The organism is Marinobacter sp. (assembly GCF_039977835.1).
GTDB lineage: Bacteria > Pseudomonadota > Gammaproteobacteria > Pseudomonadales > Oleiphilaceae > Marinobacter.
Genome location: NZ_JBDWCL010000040.1, coordinates 24,873 through 41,502, shown reverse-complemented (window position 1 = coordinate 41,502; position 16,630 = coordinate 24,873). Strand labels below are relative to the sequence as shown.

Below are 16,630 nucleotides of genomic sequence, written 5' to 3'. Positions count from 1 at the left end.
GTGTGGTGATCCTTAGCAACGGTTCCCGGAAGATGGCGGAACATTCGATGGAGGACAGGTTATGCTTAATCAACCCCCGACTCGCGCCAATCAGCCCGGCATCAGGTCCGCACTACTGTTACTGGGCGTAGGTGTAACGATTGCCTTGATGCTGCCACTGTCCAGAGCTGCCACGGACGCCGGCATGACGCCACTGGCCTACGCGTTCTGGCAGGCACTTGGTGGCGGTTTGATCCTGGCTGCCTGGCTTCGCCAGCGCTCGCCTGTAAGTTTCGACGGCACACTTGCCCGCTACTTCGGAATCAGCGGGCTTACCGCGATCGCTGTGCCCAACGCCGTGGCGTTTGCCGTTGTTTCCAATGTCGGGGCAGGGCTCACCGCGACACTTTACGCGCTGCCATCGCTCGCCACGTATGCCATCGCAGTTACGCTGGGTATGGAGTCCCTGAGCGGGAAGAAGGCGATTGGCCTCAGTTTCGGTGTCGCTGGTTGTGTCTGGATACTGTCACCGAATCCCGCCGGTGTCAGCGCTGACTCACTTCCCTGGCTGCTGCTCGGATTGCTCGTTCCGCTTTCTCTCGCCATTGGCAACATCTATCGCACCTCCCACTGGCCCGCTGGCGCCACACCCGAGCAGCTGGCTATCGGTATGCTCCTGGGCGGTGCTGTCATTATATTCATGACAGTGCTTGTGTCAGGCGACGTAACGACGCTGCTGGTTGACGATATCCGTCTGTGGGGAATCCTGGCCGTTCAGTCGATCCTGACAGCCATCGGGTATCGTGGTTTTTTCCATTTGCAGCGGCAAACATCGCCGACATTTCTCAGCCAGCTGGGCTTTGTCATTACACCTGCGGGCATGTTGTTCGGCATCGTGTTCTATGGTGAATCCTATGGCTGGGCCGTCTGGGGCGGGGTGGTATTGCTTCTGGCCGGCGTTGTGCTCGCCAACCTGCCCAAACAGGAACGCAGCCGTTGCAGTACGGATTAGCTTTCGCGACTGAATACGATCTCAGCTTCTCCGGCTGCGCTTGTTTGCTGTCGCCAGGCCAGCAGGAATATTGCCAGGCCCGCCACAGCCGTCGCTGCGCCTACATAGCCGGTGGACTGCCACCCCAGGCCGGCGCTGATAGCCATGCCGCCCAGCCATGGTCCCAGAGCGTTGGCAACATTGAATGCCGCGTGGTGGGAAGCCGCAGCCAGGGTTTGTGCGCCGTGCGCTACATCCATCAGATGAGTTTGCAGGGCTGGGCCAAGGCCGACCATCAAGGCGACAAGGAAACACATCAGCAACATTGTCCAGATGTTCTCGGTGGCGTAAGGGTACAACAACAGCATGGCGATGCTCCAAAGCAACATCCAGCCAATGCTGCGGAACCCCAACCGGTCGAAGGCCCATCCGCCCAGGATATTACCGACAAACCCTCCGAGCCCGAATACGGCAAGGGCAATCGGTATCCAGAATTGACTAACGCCAGTGACCTCCAGCAGTGTCGGCGCCATGTAGCTGAATACACAAAACATACCGGCAAAGCCGATGGACCCGATCGCCAATGGGTACCATATGTCTGGCCGGTTGAAAGCGCGTATTTCCGAAAAAGGACTCTGCCGCACCTCGTTACGATTCAGCGGTAGAAATACAATGATCATCACGCCAGTAAGTGCGGCAATGGAACCGACAAAGCCAAAGGCATAACGCCAGTCCAGGCTCTGGCCGAGTATTGTTGCGAGCGGGTTGCCAATCAACAATGCAAGGGTAAGCCCCATCATCACCAGGCTGACAACTTTCGCGCGCCGGTTAAGAGGGACCAGGGACGCTGCGACCAACGCTGCAACACCAAAATAGGCACCATGGGGCAGGCCGGCGATAAACCGGAATACCAGCAGTGACCCGTAGCCGGGCGCGAGAGCGCTGGCCAGATTGCCCAGCGCATAGAACCCCATCAGGATAATCAGCAGGTGACGGCGATACAGCCTGGCGCCGCCTATGGCCAGCAGGGGAGCTCCAACTACAACACCCAACGCATAAGCGCTGATCAGGTGGCCTACCTGTGGTTCGGTAACGCCGAGATCCTGGGCGACACTGGGCATCAGGCCCATGATGGCGAACTCTCCGGTACCAATACCAAACCCGCCCATGGCGAGGGAAAATACGATCAGTATGATTCTGGCGGAAGAGTAGGGTGCTTCCTGCAAAGAAGAAGGCATGGAATGGTTGGCCTTGGCTGATGTGAGCGGGTTTGAAACAAGGCCAGTTATTCTGAGCTATTTCGAGTTATATCTGAATACGAGAATGCCCCGATTCTTGAGTCGGGGGTTTACATGGCTGGTATTCAGATCAACCAGCCGAACAGGAAATCAAACAGGGAGCTGAAAAAACCGCCGCTGCTCTGCGCTGTGGGTTCGGATCTGGGCGGGGTGGGTGACTCGGCCGCCTGTGAAAGTTCTGAAACCTTGGCTGGGCCGGCTGAAGTTGGCTCCTCAGGCAGTTGGAAATCGGATTCCGGTGGCTCTTCAGCAGCTGCCACTTCGACCGTAGCTTTCTCTTCTGGCTCGCCTGGCTCCTCAGCTTCCATTGCCTGCTCAGGCTCTGGTATGGGTTCCGGCGCGGGATCGGGCTCCGTGGTAACCACCTCCGAGACGGTAACCGGTTGTTCAATCACTGCTTCTTCGGCTTTCTCCGGAGCGAAGGGGGCTACTTCCGGGTTTGCTGGCGCTGGCTCACTCTGGAGAGTGCTCTGCTCACTGGCACTGGAGACAGCGACTGGGGGTTCTGGTTGTGTTTCCACTTCATTCCGGGAGACTGCTTCTGGCTCTGGCTCTGGCTCTGGCTCTGGCTGAGCTGCGGGTTCCGCAGCAGCAACAACCGGCCGAGTGACACTGGTCCTGTCTAAGCGCTCGACACTCAACCCCAACGCAGTCATGGCTGATTCGCGGTCGGAAACGGAGTTATCGCTGATGGTGCCGTTGCCTTCGGCGATGATTCCCAAGGCTGACAGGGTTTGAGGGTCCAGGTTACCGGTTGCCTCCAGTCCATCGTTGCCGGACTGATAGCGCCGGATGGCCGCGCGCAGAGTGTTATCGATCCAGCCATCGGCTTTACCAATATCATGCCCCGCCCCATAGAGGGCGTTCTCTGCGGAATAAATCGTCTCAACAGGGCCGGCCTGAGCATCAACTGCACAGAAAGAAGCCAACACTGCGACTGCGGTAATACCGGGCGCCCGGTTAAAGCGTGACTGGCTCATGGGTGGATCTCTCCCTGATACTCTTCGTAACTTTTTGTTGAGTATTGAAAGTATCAGTAATTCGATATGTCGCCCATGACGCAGTTAACACCCTGGAACATGCGTGTTACTTCGATGTCCTGAAGCGACGCACGACGCTACCCAGATCTTCCGCCATATCCGCCAATGACCTGCTGGACCGGTTCACATGGGAGATGTCATCCGTCAGTTTATCAATCGCACTGCTGCTGGCTTCCACGTTCTGGGTCATTTCAGCAGCCGTTGCCCGCTGTTGCTCGGTAGCGCTTGCTACCTGGGTGGTCATATCCACAATCCGGTTCACAGCTGCAATAATCTCCGACAGGGCTTCGCCGGACTTTGTGGCTTCTTCGCTGGCCTCTCCGGCCATTTGTTTGGCCTTGCTCATATCAACCACGGCACCAGCGGCGCCGCTCTGGAGATTGGATACAATCCGTTCTATGTCTACCGTTGAGTCCTGAACCCGCTTCGCAAGCCCACGAACCTCATCAGCCACCACCGAAAAGCCACGCCCTGCCTCACCCGCACGAGCGGCCTCAATTGCCGCGTTCAGGGCCAGGAGATTGGTTTGTGCTGCGATGGCCTGAATGACTTCCAGCACGTTACCGATTTCTCCCGACTCCTGCTCAAGACGCTGAATGCGCTTTGAGCCTTCCTCCACCTGTTCGGCAAGCCTGGTGACGGATTTGACGGCCGTTGTCACGGTCTCTTGCCCTGAGCCTGCGAGTTGGGCTGCCTGCCGTGCGGACTCATCGGTGTCGCTGGTATTGGAGGCAATCTCGTCAGAGGTTGAAACCATTTCCTGCATGGCGGCCGACACCTGTGTTACCTGATCCCTCTGCTGTTCAGCATTGGCCGTTGTACTGTCGGTAATACCGGAGAGCGATTCGGATTCGGTACTGAGCTTCCGTGATGAAACAACAATCTTTGAAATAATGTCTTCCAGGGTTTCCAGAAATGAATTAACCGCGGAAATGAAGTCACCGATTTCGTCAGGACGCCCTTTGGTCAGGCGGGTGGAAACGTCACCTTCGTTATTGCCAATGCTCTCCAGATAGGTAAGGATTTCTGTTCGCGCCCGTTTAACGCTGGCGCCCATCATCCGGCTCATCAGCACGGCAACCACCAGCCCGAGTACCATAGAGGTAATGAACGCCCCCAGTGTCAAATTCAGCGCGGTGTCTGTTTCGGCCTCTGCCTCGTCGGCCACCGTTTCCAGTGAGGTGAACACTTTCTGTTCAAGATCCCGCGCCAATGCTGTAATGCGCGGGCCCAGAACGTCGAGTTTCTCTTCTTTGGTACGGATCATTGTTTTCTGGTGGGCCAGTAATTCGTTGACCGATACCTGGTAGGCCTGCAGTGCCTCAATGGCGGTATCAAAATACTGCCTGACGTAATCGGGTACAGAGTCCATATCCAGAAATTCAAGGGCGTCTGCCACGTCTTGCATGGCATAACCCAGAGCCTTTTCCGATGACGGGTTGCCGTCCGCGAAGAACCGTTGTGCCGACATGCGCATCAGGAGTGTGTCGTGGATCAACTGCTCAAGAACGACTCGCAACCGGCTGTCAGGCTCCCTGTTGGTTACCCCGTCGATGGCTCGGCGCAATGCTTCCGACGCGCTGGGCCCGTACTGGTCCAGTTCATTGGCAATGATATTGAGAACCTGCTGTTTTGCGGGCACCAGTTCGGTCTTGAAAATGTCCGCGAATTCCAGCGTCGCCTGCTCAATTTCGCCGACAAGCCGTGTGCGGTCAGCACTGTGGATTTCCTCACGGGCTACCGACAGTTCGCTGAAAAACTCCGATTCGACCTGCTCGAAACTGGAGAGAACCTCGTCATCCCCGGTGTCGTAATAGTCAAAAACCCTCAATCTCATGTTGTAAAGATTGATCAGGGCACTCGTGGCAATCGACGTTTCCGGGGCCAGATCCCTGGCAACCGTCGCCATGCGTTGGTCCAGGCTCTGAAATTCCCTGACACTGTAGAAGGTGACCAGGGCAAACAGGAGAAGAATGAAAACCGGAGCTATCAGTAGTTTTCCGCTCACGCCAAGCCGGCGTTCAATCGCTTCGAAAGTAGTTACAGCCACTGGTCTGCCTCTTTTCTTGTACTTGATATCACGCTTAACGACTGGCCAGAGATAATCTGGAGCCAGCCGTCTGATTTTTATTCAACAAAGTTGGCCTGGCTGGCAATCATCGGTGAGAGCTTCAGGTTCCAGTGCTTCATGCCGCTATCGCTGTAGACATAATGACCGCTCAGGGAATTCACTTTCGGAATCCGGTCCGGCTTGACACCATTGAGAATCAATGACGCCAGCCGTGAGGCGGTAAGACCCTCCTGATGGGCAGAGATGGTGAAACCCCCGATAGCCTGCTGTTCCCCGATGAAGATATCCCAGAACGAGAAAATGGGAACCTGGCTGCGTGAAAACGCCTGACCGATCAGGTCCTTCGGTTCGATGTAGGTTCCCTCGGCATCGCGGATTGTATGGTGGGTGCCAACAACGATTGCGTCGTACTGTTCATGAGCGGCGAAAACGGACTGCAACCAGGTATCCTTGTCGTTGGTGAGAACAATATCCAGTTGCGAACCGTAGACCTCTGCGGTTCTCTTTTCGCCAAAGTACTCGTTCACCGCATTGCGCATGGTTGGCGAGTCGTCCATCAGCACCAGGAAACGGTCATCCACCCGGAGAACCTTCTGCAAGTGCCGAATGCTTTCTGCGAAGAAGGGGCGTTCCAGAATGCCGGCCACCAGTTCATGCTCCAGCACAGGGTGTTGAACGGGGCCGCCATTCACTCCCAGGAATACGACGGGAATCTTCTTTTCCACCAGGTGGCCGGCCATCAACGAAAATGCATTATCATCACCGAGAATGGCGACATCAGGCTGGAGGGTGGATATGGATTGCTGAATACTCGCTACTTTCTGTGGCCATTCGGATTTCGGCAGACGTTTGGTGTCCAGCTCGAATATATGGATATCGTGGTCCTTGCCCAGGACCGACTGGACTGCCTCAATGTAGTCCGCGTCCCACTTGTATCCCAGGTGGTAGCTTTGAACGACGACGACGGTTTTGGAAAAGCACAGGGGGCTGACAAACAAAAGAGCCAGGAGGAAGAAGCGCATGGAAGTACCTTATTGTTATCTGAACGACGGATATGCACCCGTTCTTTCTTGTTGGTGACGCACAGTTCTTATTGTTTTGGATGTTCACTAACACAAATGATGCCAACGTTTTAAAATATTGTTTTATTTGACTTTATTATGATCTTGAACCGCCATTTCCACACTGATTATCGCCTTTGTCCGGGAAGGCGGACGATTTCAGACTCCGAATACCGAAAAATGTCCAGTATTCCGCACATTCTTGTCTGGCAACACGGACAAAACTGCCTGCTGCCAGCCGTAATCTGAGCGAGGGAGCGCCCCCCCGGCCGACGCCGTAGGGCACAACTCGCTACTGAGTTTCCGTACTGGATTCCGGGCGAACCATTGGCTTCTGGTCGACTTCCACCGAGCTGGAGCGCTTGCTGAAAAAGTGTTCGAGCTCACCAACGATCCCCCGACGGAAGAGCAGCACGCAGACGATAAACGTCAGGCCGATAGCGACCGTTACCCAGGAGCCGAATCCGCTGAGCTCGGATTGCAGCGACACCACGGTAAAGGCGCCTACCATCGGGCCAAGAATGGTTCCCAGGCCGCCCAGCAATGTCATCAGTACTACCTCGCCTGAAAGGTGCCAGGACGCATCCGGGAGCGAGGCGAACTGGAACACGATGGTTTTGGTCGCTCCTGCCACTCCAGCCAGTGCTGCGGACAGCACGAAAGCCATGTGCTTGTAGCGGGCCACGTTGTAACCCAGCGATAACGCCCGGGGCTCGTTCTCGCGGATGGCCGTGAGCACTTGCCCGAAGGGCGAGTCGACGATCCGTGCTATCAGCCAGAATCCGGCCAGGAACACTGTCATCACGAAGTAGTACATTGTCTTTGTGTCGCTCAGGTCGATGAAGCCCAGCGCGTTACCCCGCGGCACGCCCTGAAGGCCGTCCTCACCACCGGTGATGGGGGCTTTGAGCGCGATAAAGAACACAATCTGCGCCAGGGCCAGAGTAATCATGGCGAAATAGATTCCCTGCCGCCGAATGGCCAGGGCGCCGAAAACATAGCCCAGAGCACCGGCGGCCAGACCACCGCTGAGCACGGCCAGCTCAGGCGTAAGGCCCACGTCACGGGCCAGGTATCCGCAGACATAGGCCGCGCTGCCGAAAAAGGCCGCGTGACCAAAGGAGAGCAGCCCGGTGTAGCCAATCAAAAGGTTGAAGGCGCACGCGAACAGCCCAAAACACAACAGCTTCGCGAGGAAGACCGGATACACGAAGAAAGGCGCGATCAGGCACGCGGCGACCAATATTACCCATAGTGTGCGATTCATCGTTTAGCGCTCCTTTCCGAATAAGCCGGCCGGGCGTATTAGCAAAACCAACACCATGAGCAGGAAAATGACCGTGTTGGCTGCAGGGGCATAGATGACTTTTGTAAGGCCCTCGATCATGCCCAGCGACAGGCCAGTGACGATGGCGCCCATGATCGAGCCCATTCCGCCGATGACCACCACTGCGAACACGATAATGATCAGGTCCGCTCCCATCAGCGGACTGATAGAGTAAATCGGAGCGGCCACCACGCCGGCGAAAGCGGCCAGGGCCACACCGAAGCCGTAGGTCAGTGTCACCATCAGAGGCACATTGACCCCAAAAGCCTGCACCAGATTTGGGTTCTCTGTTCCCGCACGCAGCAAAGCGCCTATCTTGGTGCGTTCGATCACGTACCAGGTGGCGAAACAGACTGCCAGCGAAGCAATAATGGCGAACAGGCGATAGGTGGGGAAATGCATGAAGCCCAGGTTTACCGCGCCTTTAAGCACATCCGGGGTGGCCGGGTAGGGCGTCCCGCCAGTGCTGAAATAGTTGAGGAAGAAGCCCTGGAGTACCAGGGCAATACCGAAGGTAAGCAGCAGTCCATAGAGATGATCGAGCTGATACAGCCGCTTGAGCATTGTTCGCTCGATGACCATCCCGAAGATGCCGACAACAAGGGGGGCTAAAGCCAGAGCCCACCAGAACCCGGCCTGCAGTTCCGGAAAGCCGATCCAGGTGCCCAGATAGGAGTATCCGATCAGGGCAACCATGGCGCCCAACATGTACATTGCCCCATGGGCAAAGTTGATTATGTTCAGCAAGCCGAAGATAACCGCCAGCCCGAGGCTCAGTATTGCGTAAAAAGCGCCATTGGTTAGCCCAAGCATGGCCTGAGCGAGAATGGCGTTAAGTGAAAGACTCATGGAAATAGCCCCTGTTAGATCCTTAGCGTTACTTCAGCAGCGAGCAGGTGCTCTCGGAGAGCGGGATGAATGCCTTATCGCCAGGGATGGTGCCCTCGACGGTGGCGTAATCCCACGGCCGCTCGGATTCGCTCGGACTCTTGACCTTGAGGAGGTACATGTCATGAATGACGCGGCCGTTCGGCGCGACGGTGGCGTTCTTGTGGAACATGTCGTTCATGGTGGTTTCGCCGAAGTAAGCACGCACGGCCTTGCCTTCGTCGGTACCAGTTTCTTCAATAGCCTTCAGATAGTTAGTGACGGCGGAGTACAAGCCGGCCTGGACCATGCTGGGCATTGAACCTGTACGCTCAAGGAAACGCTCGGCGAAGGCACGGGCCTCATCGTTCTGGTCCCAGTACCAGGCAGAGGTGTACTGCAGACCTTGCGCCGTTTCCAGGCCAAGGGCATGGACGTCACTGATGAAGACCAGCATCCCGGCGAGAGTCTGGGTGTCAGTGATACCGAACTCTCCGGCTTGCCGGACAGCGTTGGTGAAGTCGGTGCCAGCGTTACCCAGGGCGACGACGTCTGCACCGGAAGACTGTGCCTGGATCAGGTAGGACGAAAAGTCCGTCGTGCTGAGTGGGTGCCGGACGGAGCCGACCACGGTGCCGCCATTTGCTTTGACGACTTCAGAGGTGTTTTTTTCCAGGGACTGGCCGAAGGCATAGTCAGCAGTGATGAAGTACCAGTTCTCACCGCCGTTCTCAACGATGGCGGTAGCAGTACCCACTGGCAGGGCGTGGGTGTCGTAAACATAGTGGATGCCCAGGGGGGCGCACTCTTCATTGGTCAGCGCCGTCGTACCGGCACCGGTATTGATTGTCACCACGCCCTTCGATGATGCCAGCTTTTGCACCGCGATAGCGACCGAGGAGTTGAGCATCTCCACGATAACGTCGACGCCCTCATTGTCGATCCACTCACGCGCCTTGGACGAGGCGATGTCAGCTCTGTTCTGGTGGTCAGAGCTTACGATGTTGATCGGTTTGCCGCCCACCTCACCGCCGAAGTCCTCTACTGCCATCTCCGTGGCGGTGACGGCACCGGCGCCGCCTACAGCCGAGTAAAGGCCCGTCATGTCGGTCAGCACGCCGATGTTGACTGCGTCGCCGGAAATATCCGCTTGTGCAGCGCCGCTGGTTGTCATGGCCGTAGCTAGCGCGAGAGTCATCATATGTTTTTTCATCTTTCCCATCCTTTGATTGTTGTCGTTGTATCTAGACACTGAGAGATCGATTGAGTCTTTCCTTGTTTTCCTCCAGTTCGTCCTTGTTGATCATCGCGGCTACGTGCCCATGCTCGATCACGTAGTGTCGGTCGGCCAGTGGAGCCGCGAAGTGGAAGTTCTGCTCGACGAGCACGATGGTGTAGCCGCGCTCCTTGAGTTTGCTGATGACATCGCCCAAGGCCTGGACGATGACAGGGGCAAGGCCCTCGGTGATTTCATCCAACAGCAGGAGATGCGCTCCGGTGCGCAGAATCCTGGCAATGGCCAGCATCTGCTGTTCGCCCCCAGATAGCTTGCTGCCCTGACTCTTTCGCCGCTCCCGGAGATTGGGGAACATCTCGTAGATTTCCTCTACCGACATTCCGTCACTGCGCACCACCGGTGGCAGAACCAGGTTCTCTTCCACAGACAGGCTGGCAAAGATACCGCGTTCTTCGGGGCAGTAGCCCACGCCCAGGTGGGCGATTTTGTGGGTGGGCATGTCGAGGACAGGGCGCCCATTGACGCTTATCTGGCCTGAACGCGCACCCACCAGGCCAAGAATGGCCTTCAGCGTTGTGCTACGCCCAGCGCCATTGCGTCCGAGCAGTGTCACCACTTCGCCCCGGTTGACGCCGAGGTCGATACCGTGGAGCACGTGAGACTCGCCATACCAGGCGTGCAGGTTGGAGATGCGCAGGATCTCGTCGGAGTGTGTTTTTACAGTGGCACTAGTCATGTGTGGCGGTCCCCATGTAAGCGCTGATAACTTCCGGATTGTTCGACACCTCCTCGTAGTCGCCCTCAGCCAGAACCGCGCCACGCTGGAGCACTGTGATGCGGTCGGCCAGGTCGGCTACTACGCCGAGGTTATGTTCGACCATGAGCACCGTGCGGCCGGCCGCAACCTTTTTGAGCAGCGCGGAAATGGTACTGACATCTTCCGTTCCCATCCCCTGAGTGGGCTCATCAAGCAACATCAGCTTTGGATCCAGTGCCAGGGTGGTGGCGATCTCCAGTGCCCGCTTGCGTCCGTAGGGCAGTTCTACGGCGGTAACCCCTGCGAATTCAGTCAGTCCGACGGACTCCAGCAGCTTCATTGCTTCGTCGTTGAGGCTTTCCAGGCATTTTCCAGCGCGCCAGAATGCGAAGGAGTTCTGCGTTTTGGCCTGCAAGCCGAGACGCACGTTTTGCAACACAGTGAGGTGTGGGAACACCGAGGAAATCTGGAAGGAGCGAATCATGCCGAGTTTGGCTATACCCGCAGAATCGGTGCGCGTGATTTCACGGCCGTCGTACACGATTTCACCCCGGGTGGGCTTGAGGAACTTGGTAAGGAGGTTGAAAAACGTCGTCTTGCCGGCACCATTGGGGCCGATCAGGGCGTGGATGGTGCCACGCCGGACGTTCAGGTCCACCTGGTCAACGGCAACGAAACCTTTGAACTCCTTGACCAGTTCGCGAGTCTGCAAAATGTATTCATCAGCCATGAAATCGGCCCTTTTTTGTTATCTGGAACATTCCGGTTGGTGCACTACTGCGCAGTCCATCCACCATCGATCGGGATTGAAGTTCCGGTTATGGCGTCCGCACTGTCGGAAATAAGGAACTGAATCATCCGGCCGATGGCTTCCGGGGAAATCAGCTCAGGGTAGGGAGCCTTGGTTTGTATCAGGCCCAATTTGGCTTCTTCAAAGCTCACGCCATGAGTCTTTGCGTATTCATTGAACTGGTGATTCAGAATGGGCGTATCCGTCCAGCCTGGGCAGATGCAGTTCACGGTAACCCCGTGTTCCGCGTACTCCAGCGCGGCCACCTTGGACAGGCCCACCAGGCCGTGTTTTGCTGCGCAGTAGGCGGCTTTATTCGGTGAGGCCACCAGGCCGTGCACGGAGGCAATGTTGATCACCCGGCCCCAGCCTTCCTGTTGCATGGCTGGCATCAGGCGTTGCATGGTATGAAACGCTGCGGACAGGTTGACGGCGATGATGACATCCCACTTTTCCGGCGGGAATTCTTCCAGGCTCGAGGTGAACTGGATGCCGGCGTTATTCACCAGCACGCCAATGGGACCCAGGTCGGCTTGCGCTTCCGCAATCAGTTGCTGAAGCTGCCCGGTGTTGGCGAGGTCCGCCTGGCAATAGGAGGCCTTTACACCGAATTCCCTCCGCAATCCTTCGGCCAGCGCCGAACCTTCTGCATCGGATTCAAGGCCGTTAAGCATCAGGTTGAAACCCTGTGCTGCCAGAACCCGGGCGGTTGCCAGGCCAATGCCACTGGTGGAACCGGTGATCAGAACATTTTCTTTGTTCACTGTTGTTGCTCCTTACAGGCTCAGGATGCTGACGTAATTGGCGACGCCGGAGCCGCCCATGTTGAAGACCCCGCCCACTGAAACGTTGTTAAGCTGCATGGCATTGGCACGTCCCTGAAGTTGTAACGCGGCCATCGCGTGCATGGACACGCCGGTAGCGCCAATAGGGTGGCCCTTTGCCTTGAGCCCGCCTGAGCGGTTGACCGGCAGCTTGCCATCCGCCATCACCCAACCTTCCTGCAAGGCTTTGTACCCTTGTCCCGGCTTGGCAAGGCCCATGGCTTCGTACTGCATAAGCTCGGCGATGGTGAAGCAGTCGTGGGTTTCCACGAAGTGGAGATCAGACACACCAGCGAGCTCGGCACGCCGGAATGCAAGGTTCCAGGCTTCCCGGCATCCGCGAAGCTCGGAGAGGTCGCGGCGCGAAATGGGCAGGTAGTCACTCACCTGGGCGATGGCCCGGAAGCGAACTGACTTGGAAGGCGACTGGACGTTTTCTGGCCGGCTGATCACCAGGGCGGCGGCCCCGTCGGATACAGGTGAACAGTCAGTCCGTTTCAGTGCGCCGGCCACCCGCGGGTTCTTTTCGGACACCGTGGCGCAGAAGTCGCCAGAGAGATCCTTGCGCAGTTGGGCCAGAGGATTGTCCAGGCCGTTTCGATGATTCTTGGCGGCAATCTGCGCCATGGCATTCTCTTGGTTGCCAAAGCGGCCGAAATACTGCTCGGTAATTTCACCGAAAAGCGCCGCGAAGGAATCGTACCTGGCTTCCTCTGCCCGGTAACTTGCGGTTGCCAGGGCTTGACCTACATGGTCACAGGCGCTCATTTTCTCGACGCCTGCAACCAGGACGCAGCGGCTTTGTCCGGACATCACGGAGCGCACAGCTGCGTGTACGGCAGCAGAGCCACTGGCGCAGGCATTTTCCAGCCGGTGAACCGGCTTCAGGTGCAGCCCCGGGTCGGCGTTCAAAACCAGTGAAGAAATGAATCCCTGAGGGTCCATTCCGGCACCGAAGTGACCGAGAAACACTTCGTCAATTTCCGAAGCTGGCGTTTGGGCATCGTCCAGAGCCTCTCGAACGGCTGCAGTCAGCAGGGTTTCGAGAGAATCCTCGTGGGCCCGGAACGGCGTGTGCCCGACCCCGGAAAGGATGGCTTCAAACATGGCCATTCTCCTTGATCTCGCCAACCCGGTCCCGGAGGGCGGTTTTCAGAATTTTTCCGGTGGCGTTCTTGGGCAGTTCCTCGAAGAACCGGTATTCTTTTGGAAGTTTGAAGCGGGCCAGTTGGCTGGAGCAGAACTCGCTGAGTGTATTGGCAGAGCAGGGCTCTCCGTCTTTGGTGACGACACAGGCAACCACCCGCTCGCCCCAGTCGGGATCCGGAGCGCCGATGATTGATACCTCCCGCACGTTCGGGTGTTGCAGCAGCACTTCCTCAACCTCTCTCGGGTAGATATTCGTGCCGCCACTGATGATCACGTCCTTGGAGCGATCGGTGAGGTACAGGAAACCATCCTCGTCGAGGTGGCCCACATCTCCTGTGTGCAGCCAACCGTCGTCGGTCATGGTTTTGGCGGTGGCTTCGGGGTTGTTCCAATAGCCAAGCATCACAGCGTTCCCCCGAACCAGGATTTCTCCGGTTTCGCCCGCAGCCAATTCCTGTCCGAAGGCATCTGCCATGCGAAGCTCAATGCCGGAAAAGGCCTGGCCCGCTGATGACAGTCTGTCGCGATAATGCGGGTGGTCGGTAGCCCGATGGTGGGCTGAGTTCAGCACTGTGATGGTCATGGGGCATTCGCCCTGACCATAGATCTGGACCAGTTTGTAGCCCAGAATTTCATGGGCGCGCTCCAGATCGCGGAGGTACATCGGCCCGCCGCCGTAGATGATGCAATCGAGCCCGGCAAGGGCAGGCTCGTTCAGCAGGTCCTGACGGTCCAGCAACCGCTTGACCATGGTTGGCGCGGCAAAAAAGGAAACCGATGGGTGGCTGGCCAGGATGTGACAGAGCTCCTCGACATCGAAGCCGCCGGAGGCCGGGATGATCTGGCACCCGCCACGCGCCACAAAGGGCAGAATGTAGTAGCCGCTGCCGTGGGACATGGGCGCGCCGTGATACACTGCTTGGCCGGGTTCCACAGGTTTTACCTGATTCAGAAAGCCATCCACCATGGCATACAGGTTTTTGTGTGACTGCATGGCACCTTTGGGTTTGCCGGTGGTACCGCTGGTATAGAACAGCCAGGCCAGATCATCTGCGTCCCTCTCCACCAGATCGGCGGGATCCCCCTCGAAGCATCGCTGGTATTCACCTGCGTCTACATTGACGAATCTGCATGTTGGCTGGTCTTTCACGTTGTCAATTGCCGACATTGTCTTGTTGCTCAAAAAAGCAACCGCGGTGCCACTGCTGCGGGCAATGTGCATAAATTCCTGAATATGGAGCTTGGCATTGACGGGAACCACCACCAGGCCGGCGTACCAGGTTGCAAGCATGATCTCCGGGTATGCCAGCCGGTTTTCCATGAAAATGGCAACTCTGTCGCCGGGTCGGAGCCCCATTTCTGACTGGAACCAGCCCGCAAGACGCCGCACGCGGTCATGAAGATCCCGGAAGGGGACGCTGGTAGCTTGGGCATTTGAGAGCGCCGGACGGTCGCCGTAACGCGCTGCCGATGCCAGAAGGATGTTGGCAATATTCATAGTGCTGATAACCGGTGGTTTATTTATCGTTGTATCTCTTCACCGATCAACAACCGTGCCATTGTTGTAACCTACTGTTTTAAAGAGATTGCCATTTTCCTTGTGTTTTCTGTGTGCAAAAAATTAAACGATAACGTGCAAAATAATAGACAATAAGTGTCTATCAATATGTACACTGGAGGCAGTGGTAAGATATCGAACCAGAGGTGATTGTGGCCAGACTGAGTAAGCCGCCTGAAGGGGTAAAAGAAAGTGCCGTGCAGATGCTCGCCGAGTCCTTTGGTACGTTTTACGAGCATGCGATCGCAGTGGATACCGACCACCGCATCACGTGGATCAGTGAAGGCTACCGCACTTTTCTCGGCCTCGACCATGAGCCTCTTGGCGAGCCGATCATTCGGCACGTGCCCAACAGTCACATGCCACGAGTGGTAGACACCGGCAAACCGGTTTTTCTGGATCTGCTATTCGTTCGTGAGCAATGGGTTATTGTCAGCGCGCTGCCGCTTCAGGACGAAAGCGGGGCTATTGTGGGCGGCTTTGGTTTCGTTGCCATGGCAGATAACACAAGCCTTGGCCAGCTCGCGAACAAGTACAACAAGCTGCAGAAAGAACTTGATAGTGTCACCAGCCAACTCGATCTGGAGCGCAGAAGCAAATACCGACTGTCGCATATCGTTGGCCGCAGTCGGGAATTGCAGAGACTCAAGCAGAAGCTCAGGCAGGTAGCCCGCTTCGATATCTCGGTACTGCTGACTGGCGAAACCGGAACGGGAAAAGAGCTCTTTGCGCACGCTATTCATCAGCTTTCCAATCGGTCCCACAAGCCGTTTGTTTCGCTGAATGTGTCGGCCGTTCCGGAAAACCTGATTGAAGCCGAGTTCTTTGGCGTTGCTCCGGGCGCCTATACGGGCGCGACCAGGGAAGGAAGGGAAGGAAAGCTTGCCCTGGCACGGGGTGGCACACTCTTTCTGGATGAAATAGGCGATATGCCACAGAATGTGCAAAGCAAACTGCTGCGGGTCCTTCAGGATCAGGAGTTTGAGGCTGTCGGCTCAAACAAGGTTCAGAAAGCCAATGTCCGGATTGTGGCAGCGACCAGCCGTGATCTCCAGAGCATGATCAGAGACGGGCAGTTCCGTGCTGACCTTTTTTACCGCTTGAATGGCATGCCGATCCATCTTCCGGCGTTGCGTGAACGCCTCGAGGATATCGACCTGATTGCCGAGCGAATCCTGGACGAAATCACGACCAAACTGAATCTGCAGCTGTATTTCCTGACGCCGGATGCTCTCGGAGTCCTCCGGCAGCATACCTGGCCGGGTAACGTGCGTGAGCTGAGAAACGTTCTTGAGCGTGCCATTATTCTCTCAGAGAACAATCCTGAAATAGGCGCCGGACTGATTCGGGAGCTGATCGGCGTTGATCTCTCTATCGGGGCCGGTGAAACACAGCTTGACTCGGTCGGTGACAACGAATGGACTCCGGCGTTTGAGGCACTGGTTCCGCTCCATGATCACATGGCGGCGGCAGAACGAGCGGTTCTGCGACAGGCCCTTGCCCGAACCAATGGCAACAGGACGCAGGCAGCGGAGTTGCTCGGCATATCCCGGGCGTCGCTTTATGAAAAAATGCGGCGCCTAGGGGTCTGAAGCAAGCAGCATGAAAACGCTATCCCACCACTAATAGTGATCGCTGGGCAGACTTTGCAAATTCATGTTAAATCCGCCACATTGGGCGC

The 16,630-nt window shown here is 56.8% G+C and carries 14 protein-coding genes; 2 read left to right on the top strand and 12 right to left on the bottom strand.

Annotation, left to right across the window (positions count from 1 at the left end):
- The first annotated feature begins 61 nt into the window (after nucleotides 1–61).
- Nucleotides 62–991 (top strand): DMT family transporter, encoded by a 930-nt coding sequence (locus tag ABJM11_RS11435; RefSeq protein ID WP_348293383.1) that lies wholly within the window; start codon nucleotides 62–64, stop codon nucleotides 989–991.
- Here the strand turns inward: ABJM11_RS11435 and ABJM11_RS11430 are convergent.
- The 12 genes from ABJM11_RS11430 to ABJM11_RS11375 all read right to left on the bottom strand — a co-directional run bounded on the left by ABJM11_RS11430 (nucleotide 988) and on the right by ABJM11_RS11375 (nucleotide 14,889).
- Complete coding sequence (locus ABJM11_RS11430) at nucleotides 988–2,208, bottom strand: MFS transporter (RefSeq protein ID WP_348293382.1); 1,221 nt, start codon at nucleotides 2,206–2,208, stop codon at nucleotides 988–990. The genes ABJM11_RS11435 and ABJM11_RS11430 overlap by 4 nt on opposite strands.
- 125 nt (nucleotides 2,209–2,333) lie before the next feature.
- Nucleotides 2,334–3,248: a peptidoglycan-binding protein gene (locus tag ABJM11_RS11425; protein ID WP_348293381.1), complete on the bottom strand. Its 915-nt coding sequence runs from the start codon at nucleotides 3,246–3,248 to the stop codon at nucleotides 2,334–2,336.
- 106 nt (nucleotides 3,249–3,354) lie between these two features.
- Nucleotides 3,355–5,358 (bottom strand): methyl-accepting chemotaxis protein, encoded by a 2,004-nt coding sequence (locus ABJM11_RS11420; protein WP_348293379.1) that lies wholly within the window; start codon nucleotides 5,356–5,358, stop codon nucleotides 3,355–3,357.
- 77 nt (nucleotides 5,359–5,435) lie between these two features.
- On the bottom strand, nucleotides 5,436–6,401 hold the full coding sequence (locus ABJM11_RS11415; protein WP_348293378.1) for an ABC transporter substrate binding protein: 966 nt from the start codon (nucleotides 6,399–6,401) through the stop codon (nucleotides 5,436–5,438).
- Between the two features lie 331 nt (nucleotides 6,402–6,732).
- Entirely contained in the window at nucleotides 6,733–7,707 is a 975-nt protein-coding gene (locus ABJM11_RS11410) for a branched-chain amino acid ABC transporter permease (RefSeq protein ID WP_348293377.1), read from the bottom strand.
- 3 nt (nucleotides 7,708–7,710) lie between these two features.
- On the bottom strand, nucleotides 7,711–8,616 hold the full coding sequence (locus ABJM11_RS11405; protein WP_348293376.1) for a branched-chain amino acid ABC transporter permease: 906 nt from the start codon (nucleotides 8,614–8,616) through the stop codon (nucleotides 7,711–7,713).
- Nucleotides 8,617–8,644: 28 nt separating this feature from the next.
- The gene (locus ABJM11_RS11400) at nucleotides 8,645–9,847 is read right to left on the bottom strand and encodes an ABC transporter substrate-binding protein (protein ID WP_348293374.1); all 1,203 of its coding nucleotides are present in this window, start codon (nucleotides 9,845–9,847) and stop codon (nucleotides 8,645–8,647) included.
- Nucleotides 9,848–9,878: 31 nt separating this feature from the next.
- On the bottom strand, nucleotides 9,879–10,607 hold the full coding sequence (locus tag ABJM11_RS11395) for an ABC transporter ATP-binding protein (RefSeq protein WP_348293372.1): 729 nt from the start codon (nucleotides 10,605–10,607) through the stop codon (nucleotides 9,879–9,881).
- Entirely contained in the window at nucleotides 10,600–11,358 is a 759-nt protein-coding gene (locus tag ABJM11_RS11390) for an ABC transporter ATP-binding protein (protein ID WP_348293369.1), read from the bottom strand. The genes ABJM11_RS11395 and ABJM11_RS11390 overlap by 8 nt, the downstream gene beginning before the upstream one ends.
- A 44-nt stretch (nucleotides 11,359–11,402) precedes the next feature.
- A complete protein-coding gene (locus ABJM11_RS11385) occupies nucleotides 11,403–12,182 on the bottom strand; it encodes a 3-hydroxybutyrate dehydrogenase (RefSeq protein ID WP_348293368.1) in 780 nt (259 codons plus the stop codon).
- Between the two features lie 12 nt (nucleotides 12,183–12,194).
- Nucleotides 12,195–13,349, bottom strand: a complete 1,155-nt coding sequence (locus ABJM11_RS11380; RefSeq protein WP_348293367.1) for a thiolase domain-containing protein — start codon at nucleotides 13,347–13,349, stop codon at nucleotides 12,195–12,197.
- Nucleotides 13,342–14,889 carry an AMP-binding protein gene (locus ABJM11_RS11375; RefSeq protein ID WP_348293366.1) on the bottom strand — a complete coding sequence of 516 codons (1,548 nt, stop codon included), beginning with the start codon at nucleotides 14,887–14,889 and terminating at the stop codon, nucleotides 13,342–13,344. Before ABJM11_RS11375 ends, ABJM11_RS11380 begins: the two co-directional genes overlap by 8 nt.
- Nucleotides 14,890–15,101: 212 nt before the next feature.
- Between ABJM11_RS11375 and ABJM11_RS11370 the strand changes: the two genes are divergently transcribed.
- Nucleotides 15,102–16,541, top strand: coding sequence for a sigma 54-interacting transcriptional regulator (locus ABJM11_RS11370; protein ID WP_348293365.1), 1,440 nt, complete (start codon nucleotides 15,102–15,104; stop codon nucleotides 16,539–16,541).
- Nucleotides 16,542–16,630: the final 89 nt, after the last annotated feature.